The sequence below is a fragment of the Clostridium sp. genome (assembly GCF_036642255.1).
GTDB lineage: Bacteria > Bacillota > Clostridia > Clostridiales > Clostridiaceae > Clostridium_J.
Genome location: NZ_JAVWDJ010000011.1, coordinates 78,231 through 90,135, shown reverse-complemented (window position 1 = coordinate 90,135; position 11,905 = coordinate 78,231). Strand labels below are relative to the sequence as shown.

Sequence of the window (11,905 nt, the reverse complement as noted above, 5' to 3'; positions counted from 1 at the left end):
ATAATAAGAACATCGAAATAAGACTATAATAGACATATAGATGTCTATTATTTTTTTATGGGGGTATAATATGAATTTTTTAGTGAAAGCACAAGAAATAAAAGGTGAACTTATTGGATTAAGAAGAGATTTTCATAGAAATCCAGAATTAGGGTTTGAACTCACTAGAACTTCTCAAAAGGTTAAGGAATTCTTGGAAAGAGAAGGAATTGAATATAGGATTGTTGCTGAAACTGGAATTGTGGCAATTATAAGAGGTGAAATGTTTTCTTCTAATACAAAAACCATAGCTATAAGAGGAGATATGGACGCTTTGCCACTTCTTGACAAAAAAAACACATTATACAGTTCAAAAAGTATTGGAAAAATGCATGCTTGTGGTCATGATGCCCATACTACCATGATTTTAGGGGCTGCTAAAATACTTAACGCTGCTAAAAGTCAGCTTAAAGGAAATGTAAAACTTTTCTTTGAACCTGCAGAGGAGACTGTGGGTGGAGCAAGACTAATGATAGAACAGGGAGTGCTTGAAGAACCGACAGTTGATGCAATAATTGGATGCCATGTAGATGAAGGATTACCCGTAGGTACCATTGGCATAAAGCCTGGTGTGGCCTATGCAGCTTCTAATCCCTTTACAATAAAAATATATGGTAAGGGAGCTCACGGGGCTAGTCCGCACAAAGCTATAGATCCAATAGTAATTGGGAGTAATGTGATAATGGCATTACAAACATTAGTAAGTAGAGAGGTAAACCCTACTTCTCCAGCGGTAATCACAATTGGTACCTTTAATGGAGGTACTGCTCAAAACATAATTCCAGAAGAGGTTTCTATAAGTGGAATTATTCGTACAATGAAATTAGAGGATAGAGAATACTTTAAAAATAGATTGAGGGAAATAGTGCAAGGTATAGTTACAACCTTTAGAGGAAGTTGTGAGATACAAATTGATGAAAGTTATCCTTGTCTTTATAACGATGATGAAATGTATAAGTTTTTTGAGAAAGTGGCAATTTCTACATTAGGACAAGAAAAAGTAACTTTAGTTAAGGAACCCACAATGGGGGTTGAAAGTTTTGCGTATTTTTCTTTGAAGAAGCCATCTATGTTTTATTGGCTAGGTTGTGGGAATAAGGAAAAAGGAATTGTTCATCCAGCTCACAGTAGTATGTTTGATATTGATGAAGATTGTATTCCAATTGGAGTAGCTCTACATTGCGCTACAGCTTTTGATTTTTTAAATAAAGACTAAATAGATATAACAAATTGGAGGAAAAGATGAGAATAGATATAGGAATAAACGAAGCAGGTCAAAGATGTGACAAATTTGTTAGAAAGCTTTTAAAAGATGTGCCGTTAAGTGCTATTTATAAGACTTTCAGAAAAGGTGATGTAAAGGTAAATGGAAAGAAAGTTAAAGAAAAGTATTCCCTTGTAGAGGGAGATGTAGTGGAAATTAGACAAATCGAGAGTAGCACTAAGAAGAAAACTTTCGAAAGAATCGAAAATAAGCTGAAGATTACTTTTGAAGATGAAAATATATTAATGGTAGAAAAATGGCCAGGCGTATTAGTACATAGTGACACAAAAGACGGTGAAAGCACCCTAACAGATTATGTGCTATCATATTTGTATGATAAGGGAGATTATGAGCCAGAAAAAGAAACTACATTTACTCCAGCTCCTTGTAATAGACTAGATAGAAATACTTCAGGTGTAGTGATATATGGAAAAAATTTCTCTTCTCTAAGATTGTTAAATGAAATGATAAGAGAACGAAGAATTAAAAAATACTATATGTCCCTTGTAAAAGGACGTATAAAAGATGGAATTTATGAAGGTTACATTTTGAAAAATGAAGATAGTAATATATCTAAAGTTTATGACCATGAAGTTAGTGGAACGAAAAAAATAGCTATGGAAGTAAGCACAATCCAAAGTTGCGGCACATTTTCATTAATTCAAATAGACTTAATAACTGGAAGAAGTCATCAGTTAAGAGCTCATCTAGCTCACTTAGGAAATCCCATTGTAGGAGATCCTAAATATGGGGATAAGAGTATTAATAACTTCTTTATAAATAAATATAGTTTAGACTATCAGTATCTATATGCCTTTAAACTTGTGTTTAAAGATACTCCAGAAGAGTTAGCTTATATGGAAAATAAAACTATAGCTGAATCATTACCTCCAGTATTGAAGAAGATTAAGAATGATGTTTTTAAGTTTTAACCACGTATTAATATGTTAATTACCCCATTATGTTTACATAGAAGATAAACTTCTTTTTAAAAGTGGTTGATATTAATCAATTTGTTAATTGTTAATTATTAATGGAGGATTTTTATGGGCGATGATTCAAAATTAAAACAGCAATCTGTTGTGAAGGGGTTCGCTGTACTTACAGTTTCTATGGTTTTGGTGAAGGTTTTATCACTTTTATATGTACCAGTATTAAGGAAAATCTTGGGGGAGGTTGGATTAGGTGTATATTACTCTGCCTATTCAATCTTCGCCTATGTTTATATTCTCGCAAATGCTGGAATACCCGTTGCTATTTCTAAAATGGTAGCTGAGTTTGTGGCCGTAGAAAACTATAAGGATGCAGTTAAAACTTTTAAAATTGCAAGAACCATGCTAATTGGGTTCGGAGCAGTTATTTCTATCTTTATGTATGTGTTTGCCACTCCTTTATCTAAAATGTTAGAAAGTACTGAATCAGTATTAGCTATTAAGGCTTTATCTCCAACAATATTTATAACTACAATTCTATGTGCGTATAAAGGATATTTTCAAGGCAGAAGTAATATGACTCCAACAGCGGTTTCTCAAGTGTTGGAGCAAATATTTAATATAATATTTAGTTTATTATTTGCATTGCTGCTAATATCTTTTGGTGATAGATATGGAGCTGCTGGTGGAACTATAGGTACATCATTAGGTGCCTTGGTTGCTGCAGTATATTTAATATTTATATATAAAAAAGGCAAAACTATCGATTTTCCTAAGACTAGCAATGAGACAGTAGTAAAAAGAGTACCAACAAAGGTAATTGCAAATATGATTCTTGCCTATGCAATACCAATGACAATAGGAGTTGCTCTTCAAAATGCAGGAATGATTGTGGATTTAAAAATAGTAAAGGAGAGATTACTATTTTCCGGATTAGATACTAATGCAGTAGATACACTATGGGGAATATTGAGCCAATATAATACCTTGGTATCTGTACCAATGGCTCTTATTGGATCTTTATCAATTTCCATTTTACCTATAATATCTAGACATAACGCAGTGGCAGATAAGAAATCGTTAAAGGTAAGTGTGAATTCTACCTATAGAGTTACTTATATTATAGCAGCACCATGCGCTTTTGGCTTAGCAGCTCTCAGTAGCCAAATACTAACTCTTATTGGGTATGATGTAGAAGCTGCAAGACTATTAGTTTATGGAGCTTTTGTACTTATCCTCACTGCAATTTCCCTGGTTCAAACCTCAATTTTACAAGGATTAGGCAAGGTAAATATGGTTACCGTTTACTCATTATTAGGATTACTAGGTAAGATACTGGTAAATTATATTTTTGTAGCTATTCCTACTATAAACATACTTGGAGCAGTTTTAGGAAATGGAGTTGCATTCTTAATAATGACGCTTTTAAGTCAAACACTAATAAATAAAACACTAAAACTTAAAATTAGGTTAGTTAGACCGTGTATTAAGCCAGTATTTGCAAGTATTATAATGGCTATGGTTACAATGTTAACCTATACTATATCTAGTTTTCTGTTTTCTATAGTTCTAAGCGGATATATTTTAAACGCTCTTTCCACACTTTTCGCAATACCTGTAGCAGTAGTTATTTATATTGTAACACTAATAACTATTGGGGGCATAAGAAAAGCTGATTTAGATTCTCTTCCAAGGAAAATCGTTAGATTTATTCCGGGAAATTTAATATTAAAATTAAAGTAAATGACTTTTTAAATATGAACTGAGCCCAATAACTATACATTTTAAAGAGCGCTGTTATTTGCTAGACCGCACACCTAAATTCAATTGGTGTGCGGTGATTTATTTTTTTATAGAATTTTAAAGGTGATATACTAACTAACTGATTATGAAGACTTTCTTACTAAAAAAGTGGATATTATAAATAAAGAGAAACCTACTGAAATTATTATAATGTTCTTTAGAAGGAAGATGTTATTAGGAATGAATACATTTAATACACTTATTGATATTCCAATTAATGCTGTGAGAAGAGACATTATTAAAAATTCTCCTAAGGGAAATCTTAAAGAAACCACTTTGGAGATTTCATATAAGTTCATAACGAGTCCAATAAGGCCAGATACGGCCATAGATATACCATAACCCATTATGTTGATACTAGGGATACCAATCAAAACAAATATCAATGCTAGCTGGATAAGAGATATAACTATTGAATTTATAAGTATAACCTTTTGTTTTCCAAGCCCATTTAATATTCCATAGGTACATGAGGTAGCATATAAAAAAGGTGCACATATAGCAGCAATTTTGATATATTCTCCTAAATCTGTACGATTAAAGAATAATTCTCCTAGAGAATTCGGAATAATATAACAAATAAGCAATGTAGAAACACCTAATAGAAAACACATCTTTATTACTTCACTTACTCTAATTTCAACATTTTTATAATCCTTTTGAGTTATACTTTTTGATATATCAGGTATTAACACAGTGGACATTGAAGCTACTACAACAATTGGAAAGAAAATAATCGCTAAGGCCATCCCATTAAACTTCCCTATAAGTTCTAAGGCGGTAGCATGATCAAAACCAGCTGCTACTAATCTCACTGGAACTAATAAGGTTGACACACTATAAATTGCAGTAGAAAGCAATCCATTAACCGCCAAAGGCAATGCCATAATAAGTACATTAAATAGTAATTGAGGGTTATTCTCGCACTTTTCTCCAGAGGGTTTAAACTTCCTTTTGCTTCTTTTGTAAAAAATATATAGAAACGTAAAACTAATAATTTCTCCTATAGTAAAAGAGAAGTATGTAGCAGCCACAGTAGATTTAATATCCTTAAATGCAAAATAATTAATTACTCCAACCATTATAAACATCCTTACAGCTTTTTCTACGATGTCAATTACAGATGGTGTGATCACCTCTGAAACTCCATAAAAATATCCCTTATAAACAGAAGAAAGTGCAATAAATATTAGTGCAGGACATATTATCCATAGAGAATAAAGTGAGCGATTATCTCTAATTATATAATTACTAACTAATGGTGAAATTAAAAATATAATAATAGTAATTAATACAGACCATATAAGGGTAAACATAAATGTTGCATGAACACTTTTATTCAAGTTTCCATAGTGGTTTGTCCCATAATAAGATGAAGTTTCCTTTGATAAAGCTGCTACAAGTCCGCCGCAAACGAGACAAGTGAATAAATCAAAAATAGGCATGATTAAGCCATATAACCCCACACCTTCAGGTCCAAGTTGCCTAGATAAAATAATAGAAAACATAAAACGTAAAATACCCATTGCTAAATTAGATATGGTCAGCACTAAGGTATCTCTATAAAAAGTATCTTTACCCATAAAAACCCCCACAAAAGTAATATATTAATACTTATGTGAGGGTTTTAACTATTATTCTACTATTTTAAGTTTTCAGGGTTTAGGCATTTTAGCTCGTCAATAACGAATAATCCATCTTTTCTTATTAATACATCATCGAAGTAAATTTCTCCGCCACCGTATTCAGGTCTTTGAATGTATACTAAGTCCCAGTGTACAGCAGATTTGTTGCCATTAAAAGCATCATCATAAGAACTACCTGGAGTAAAGTGAATAGAGCCTGCGATTTTTTCATCAAATAATGTGTCTTTCATTGGAGTTAAGATATATGGGTTTACTCCGATTGCAAATTCACCAACATATCTTGCACCGTCATCGGTGTTAAATATGCTATTAATCTTTTCTGTATTATTTGCTGTTGCATTGATGATTTTACCTGATTCAAATTCAAGTCTTATGTTTTCATAAGTATAACCTTGGTATACAGCTGGTGCATTATAACTAATATGACCATTTACAGAATCTTTAACAGGAGCAGTATATACTTCACCATCAGGAATATTTAGCTCACCTGCACATTTTATAGCATTTATACCTTTAATAGAAAAAGTTAAGTCTGTACCTTCTCCCTTAATCTGTACCTTATCTGTTCTTTCCATTAGATTAACTAAGCTATCCATAGCTTTTGACATTTTGCTATAGTCTAAATTACATACATTAAAATAAAAATCTTCAAAACCTTCAGTACTCATATTTGCAGACTGAGCCATAGCGTAGTTAGGATATCTTAAAACAACCCATCTTGTTTTTGGTACTCTAATACCACCGTGTACTGGAGCCCAAAGATATTTAGAATATGTAGACATGTTTTCTGAAGGAACATCTGCATGTTCAGTTATGTTGTTACCAGCTCTGATACCAATATAAGCATCCATATCAGACATTCTTGCTGCTTCATATTTTGCCATCATTTCCATTTGTTCTTGAGTACAGCCCATAAGAAGCGCTCTATCAACTTCTTTGTCCTTAATAGTAACAAAAGGAATTGCACCTACTTCATAAGCTTGTTTCACCAGTTCAGTAACTAAAGGGGTTTCAAGACCTATCGCTTCAATGAGAACCTTTTCACCTTTCTTTAAGCTGCAGGAATAATTAATTAAATTTTTTGCTAATGTTATGATTCTTGGATCTTTCAAAATAATTCCTCCTTCAATATTAATGTTAATTTTAAATAATATATGTAACATGTAAAATTTACAAAGCTATATAGAACATGTTAAGCTCTATAGCAGTAAACTAAACTTTTACAATACTCTTGCAGATTATGAAATCTGCATAGAAGTTATTATAAGTTATGAAACTACTATTAGTATATGTATCCTTGAGAATATAATATCAGGTTATTTCATTTTGGTAAATAATATTAAAATAAGTTTAGAAATTTTTAATTATTTTAACAATATTTTACTTTATTTAACTATTATTTTAACTAATAATAACTTTCTTATATAGAATAACATCCCTAGAAGTTTTGTTTTAAAGAGAATAAATTAAAGTAGTAATTCTATATTTTATTTGTTTTAAATATATATAAAATAAGAAAAATATAAATGGAGGAAGTTATGAAAAGAGCGATTGGATGGATAATATTAATATTTTTTTCAATATCTATAATTTTTTTTACAAATAAAAATAATAAACAATACAGTATCACTTGCAATGATAAAGATGTAAAAGTTGAATTAAAGTATAAAGGTTTAGAAAGTGCTGTTGATTTTATAAAAGATGAAAAAAACAATTATTATATTGCCTTTAAGGACAAAATAGTTGTTATTGAAGAGAATGGAAAAAGTTATGTATTGCTTCAAGATAATGATTTTAATATTGGAAGTTTAGAGTACTTTAATAATAATTTATATATTGCAACTAAGGATAAGATAATTGCTTATAATATAAATAGTAAAGAACAAATAGAATGTATGAGTGGTATTCCAAATTATGGGGATTACACCAAAACTCTTATTAGGGCTAGAGGGGAATATCTCTTTATTACCGTGGGGGCAGCTACAAATTCAGGCATAGTTGGAGAAGATAATACTTGGTTAAAAGATTATCCTAACCACCATGATGTTACACCTAAGAAGATTACCTTACAGGGTATAAATTTCGGTCCAAGCAATACTGGAGCTTTTGTACCTAACAATACTTCAAATATTAAAGGTCAAACAATTGAAGGAAATAAAATAGGAACCTCAAGTGTTATTATATATAATCTAAACACAAAGGCTTATGAAACCTTCGCATGGGGAATTAGGAACATTAATGGACTAGATTTTTCTAGCGAGGGAAAACTTTATGCTACAGTTGGTGGAATAGAAAATAGAGGATTTAGACCAGTATTAAATGATAGTGACTATATATACGATATAAAAAAAGAAGTTTGGCATGGATTTCCAGACTTTTCTGGTGGGGACCCAGTAACTTCGCCACGGTTTGCTGATGCAAAAAACGATACTAATTCTTTTTTGCTAGAGAAACATCCTACGAATAATCCGCCAGCACCAGTTTATCAACATGATGATGTTTCAACATTGGGACCGTTATGTATAGATTCTAAAGGAATATTAGGAAATAAGGATAAGATATATTTTTATGATAAAAATAATAATAAGATTTTAAGTTATACAATAAAAGAAACCTCAAAGGATTTTATCGACTTAGGAGAGAAAAGTAATATTGCATCCATGAAAATGGTAAATGATCAATTAATTATATTAGAGAATAATGAAGGTATATTATATAGTGCAAGTTTCAAAGATGGAGATACTTCAAGCTATATGAGAAACAATCTATATATTAGTTTGTTGGTTTTGACAATCACGTTTATAATTTCTATAATATTGCTACTTTTAAAGAAACAGAGTAAATAATTGAATAGTTAGTAGTTATTTCTACAAATTGTTCAATAATCTTGAATGGAAGTTAAATTAATGATAAATATTAATTGCAGCCTACAATATATTCAAAAAATAAGTAGCTTAAAATTGTAGAAATATACTGAAGAATATAACGTAACAAAAATAAAATAAAAAAACGAAGGTGAAATTATGAGAAATAGAATAGAGCATACTTATAGTAATACAATGAAGGTATTTTTGTACATGGTTAACCCTATCAAGAAGAAAGTTAAAAGAACGGATTGTTTAGTTCATAAATTTATTAACTTAGAAGCGTTAGATATACTCAAAAATGATGGTTATTATAAAGAATATGAATTTTTTAAAAAATACGCTGAATCATTAAATAAAGGTGTAGTATGGGCAGATTCTGATTTTAAAAGCACAAATCATTTTTATCATCATGAAGAAGGAGATGGCCTTTACGGATTTTCTAATGCTTCTGCAGAATGTGTAAAATATTATAAAACAGCTATATGCTACGCAAAAAATCAAGAATATGAAAAGTCTCTATTTTTTTTAGGAGCATCCTGCCATCTTATTCAAGATGCCACTGTACCAGCTCACGCAAAAAGAAAGCTGAGAAATCATAAAGGATTTGAAAGTTATGTTATTAGTGAAGTTACATCTGGTTATAAACATAAGATAAAGCATGGGATAATAGAGTTTGATAAACCAGAGGATTTTATTCTAGAAAATACAAAGTATGCGGTTACTACTGAAAAAAAATTTCAAAACTTAAAAAATAAAGAAGAACGGTTTGCTAGAATAACTGAAAAAATACTTTTAAGAGCTAACCAAACCACGGCCGGGTATCTTCTAATGTTTTATAAAAAAATTCAAAATTTATATAATTAGGAAGGAATTTCCATCTCTTTGTAGAAATAATTGGTAATATATTCCAAGAGGTGAGAAGATGAATAATGTTTTTATAAGTTTAGAGAAAGAAATTTTCAGAGGAAATGTGTTAGATGTAGGATTGGATAATAGTGGGATAATTTATAATGTTTATAAATATTATGACGAAGATTTAGATGTTGACTATTTAGAAGGAAAAGAAGATAATGAAATCTTGAAGAGTGAGTACTACGATGCTTGTGTATTGTTTTTTTCACTGCATAATATTTTTAATTTAAACAAAAAGAAAAAGTTACTAAAGAATATTAATCAGTGTTTAAGAGAAAATGGGTACATGTATATATGGGATGTTGATAAGAAACCTTTAAAATCCCTGAAAACAAACGTAAAAGTATCATTACCAGATAAGTCTCTAAAGAATTTAAAAATAAATTGTAGTAATCCATTTACAAATAATTCAAAAGAAAAAATAATGAATATATTAAAAGATTCCTTTGAAGTTTTAGATGCGAAGCATTCAGATGATATTTTTAGTATAGTTTGCAAAAAGAGAGGAAGTTAAAATATGAAAGTAGTTTTAGTAGGGATAAATTCTAAATTTGTTCATAGTAATTTGCCTATAAGATATTTGAAGGCTTTTACGAAAGATTTAGATTACCTATGTCACCTTATGGAATTCTCAATTAATGATAGGCCAGAAAGAGTGGTTGATGATATTATAGCTGAAAAACCTAGTATACTAGGTTTTTCATGTTATATATGGAATATTGAATTTATTAAAAGAGTTAGTACCTTGATTAAATTAATTGATCCAGATATTGAAATATTATATGGAGGACCAGAATCTAGCTTTGACGCACCAGAATTTCTAAAAAATAATTTAGGTGAATACGTTATAGAAGGTGAAGGAGAGGAAACCTATAGGGAATTTATCCAAGGAAAAATAAAAGAAACTGTACATAACGAGGATGTAAGTTATGGATTAATAAAAGGACTGTACTCAAAAGATGAGAATCATATAATTTATGGTGGAAAAAGACCATTAATGAATATGAATGATATTGTATTTCCTTATACTGATGATGATGATTTGAATAATAAAATTGTGTATTATGAGGCATCTAGGGGGTGCCCTTTTAACTGTAAATATTGCTTGTCTTCAACAACTAATGGGGTAAGATTTTTGAATCCAACCAGAGTTAAAGAAGAAATTTCATTCCTAGTGAAAAAAGGTGTAAATCTTGTAAAATTCGTAGATAGAACCTTTAATTGTAATAGAGATTTTGCTAATGATATATGGAGTTATTTAGTTGAACAAGGTGGGGATAGTAGCTTTCACTTCGAAATTTCAGCAGATTTACTTACTAGAGAAGCTTTTGATATCCTGTCAAAGGCTAAACCGAATAGCATACAGTTCGAAATTGGAGTGCAAAGCACAAATAAAGAAGTACTTAAAAGCATTAATAGAGTAATAGGATTTTCAGACATTAAGAAGAATGTAGAGGAATTAAATAGAATTAAAACTGTGAAACAACACCTAGATTTAATTGCAGGGCTTCCAGGTGAAAACTTTGAGTCTTTTAAACGTTCTTTCAATGAAGTCTATGAAATAAACCCAGATGAACTTCAATTAGGGTTTTTAAAGATTATAAAGGGAACTACTATGAAGGAAGAAGCAGCGTTGTGGGGAATGATTTGTTCACCCTATCCACCATATGAAATTATAAAGACTAAGGATATATCTTATGATGAACTGACTATTTTGAGAAAAATTGAACATATGGTAGATAAATATTTAAATAGTGGAAAGTTTAATAATATACTTGAGTATTTTCTAACTAAAGATTGTTTTGAGACACCATTTGACTTTTATCTTCAATTATCAAAGCTGTATGAAGAAAAGGGATATTTTAAAAGAAATATTTCTTTTGTAGATTATTATGAGATTTTTATAGAGTTTGCAGAGAAAAATAACTTTGATGATTTATTACTATTAAAAGATATTATTAAATTTGACTATTTGAGATTTAATAAGAAAAAAGGACTTCCTTTATTTCTTCATAATGAAATAGATAAAAAGGAAGAAAGAATGATTAAAGAAGAGATGTTAGGAAAGAATTTAATTGGAAATACAAGTGATATAACAATTCATAAATTTAATTTTAAAATTAAAGAATTAATCTGTGAAGGGATGATTCGAGAGGAAAATAATTACATTGGTTTCTTTAATAAAGAGGATAAATATATATTTGTATAGAATTAGTAAAAGATCTATTATGTTCCTTTGGTAACATAGGTTACCGTAATGAAATAATGTTTATTTTAAAAGATTCTTACTCTATAGTGAAATTTATCTATAAGTGAGTTTATGCTTTTAATGAGATTTTAAACAGATAAAGTTCTGTTTCTTTATGTGATGTAATTATTTATGTAGAATATCCTACAGAAAGTTGAACACGTCTGAAAAACTATGAATTACATAGACATTTT

At 30.0% G+C, this 11,905-nt stretch carries 9 protein-coding genes; 7 read left to right on the top strand and 2 right to left on the bottom strand.

Features of this window, described 5'->3' with window-relative positions; all coding sequences use genetic code 11:
- The first annotated feature begins 70 nt into the window (after positions 1 to 70).
- From RR409_RS08440 to RR409_RS08430, 3 genes are all read left to right on the top strand, one after another.
- On the top strand, positions 71 to 1,255 hold the full coding sequence (locus RR409_RS08440; RefSeq protein ID WP_332557300.1) for a M20 family metallopeptidase: 1,185 nt from the start codon (positions 71 to 73) through the stop codon (positions 1,253 to 1,255).
- 26 nt (positions 1,256 to 1,281) lie between these two features.
- Positions 1,282 to 2,235, top strand: coding sequence for an RluA family pseudouridine synthase (locus RR409_RS08435; protein ID WP_332557299.1), 954 nt, complete (start codon positions 1,282 to 1,284; stop codon positions 2,233 to 2,235).
- Positions 2,236 to 2,349: 114 nt separating this feature from the next.
- Entirely contained in the window at positions 2,350 to 3,978 is a 1,629-nt protein-coding gene (locus RR409_RS08430) for a polysaccharide biosynthesis protein (protein WP_332557298.1), read from the top strand.
- A 143-nt stretch (positions 3,979 to 4,121) separates the two neighbouring features.
- Here RR409_RS08430 and spoVB read toward each other — a convergent pair whose 3' ends face one another.
- The gene (gene spoVB / locus RR409_RS08425) at positions 4,122 to 5,621 is read right to left on the bottom strand and encodes a stage V sporulation protein B (protein WP_332557297.1); all 1,500 of its coding nucleotides are present in this window, start codon (positions 5,619 to 5,621) and stop codon (positions 4,122 to 4,124) included.
- 59 nt (positions 5,622 to 5,680) lie between these two features.
- The gene (locus tag RR409_RS08420; RefSeq protein WP_332557296.1) at positions 5,681 to 6,796 is read right to left on the bottom strand and encodes an aminopeptidase; all 1,116 of its coding nucleotides are present in this window, start codon (positions 6,794 to 6,796) and stop codon (positions 5,681 to 5,683) included.
- Positions 6,797 to 7,222: 426 nt separating this feature from the next.
- Here RR409_RS08420 and RR409_RS08415 point away from each other — a divergent pair, with 426 nt between their 5' ends.
- The 4 genes from RR409_RS08415 to RR409_RS08400 all read left to right on the top strand — a co-directional run bounded on the left by RR409_RS08415 (position 7,223) and on the right by RR409_RS08400 (position 11,672).
- A complete protein-coding gene (locus RR409_RS08415; RefSeq protein WP_332557295.1) occupies positions 7,223 to 8,530 on the top strand; it encodes a hypothetical protein in 1,308 nt (435 codons plus the stop codon).
- Between the two features lie 177 nt (positions 8,531 to 8,707).
- A complete protein-coding gene (locus tag RR409_RS08410) occupies positions 8,708 to 9,415 on the top strand; it encodes a zinc dependent phospholipase C family protein (protein ID WP_332557294.1) in 708 nt (235 codons plus the stop codon).
- A 58-nt stretch (positions 9,416 to 9,473) separates the two neighbouring features.
- Entirely contained in the window at positions 9,474 to 9,977 is a 504-nt protein-coding gene (locus tag RR409_RS08405; protein WP_332557293.1) for a class I SAM-dependent methyltransferase, read from the top strand.
- A gap of 3 nt (positions 9,978 to 9,980) precedes the next feature.
- On the top strand, positions 9,981 to 11,672 hold the full coding sequence (locus tag RR409_RS08400; protein ID WP_332557292.1) for a DUF4080 domain-containing protein: 1,692 nt from the start codon (positions 9,981 to 9,983) through the stop codon (positions 11,670 to 11,672).
- Positions 11,673 to 11,905 lie beyond the last annotated feature (233 nt).

Excerpts from the sequence above, each read along its gene's own strand:
- RR409_RS08440 (WP_332557300.1), top strand. The coding sequence starts at position 71 with ATGAATTTTTTAGTGAAAGCACAAGAAATAAAAGGTGAACTTATTGGA.
- RR409_RS08405 (WP_332557293.1), top strand. The coding sequence starts at position 9,474 with ATGAATAATGTTTTTATAAGTTTAGAGAAAGAAATTTTCAGAGGAAAT.
- RR409_RS08400 (WP_332557292.1), top strand. The coding sequence starts at position 9,981 with ATGAAAGTAGTTTTAGTAGGGATAAATTCTAAATTTGTTCATAGTAAT.
- RR409_RS08415 (WP_332557295.1), top strand. The coding sequence starts at position 7,223 with ATGAAAAGAGCGATTGGATGGATAATATTAATATTTTTTTCAATATCT.
- RR409_RS08410 (WP_332557294.1), top strand. The coding sequence starts at position 8,708 with ATGAGAAATAGAATAGAGCATACTTATAGTAATACAATGAAGGTATTT.
- spoVB (WP_332557297.1), bottom strand. The coding sequence starts at position 5,621 with ATGGGTAAAGATACTTTTTATAGAGATACCTTAGTGCTGACCATATCT.
- RR409_RS08430 (WP_332557298.1), top strand. The coding sequence starts at position 2,350 with ATGGGCGATGATTCAAAATTAAAACAGCAATCTGTTGTGAAGGGGTTC.
- RR409_RS08435 (WP_332557299.1), top strand. The coding sequence starts at position 1,282 with ATGAGAATAGATATAGGAATAAACGAAGCAGGTCAAAGATGTGACAAA.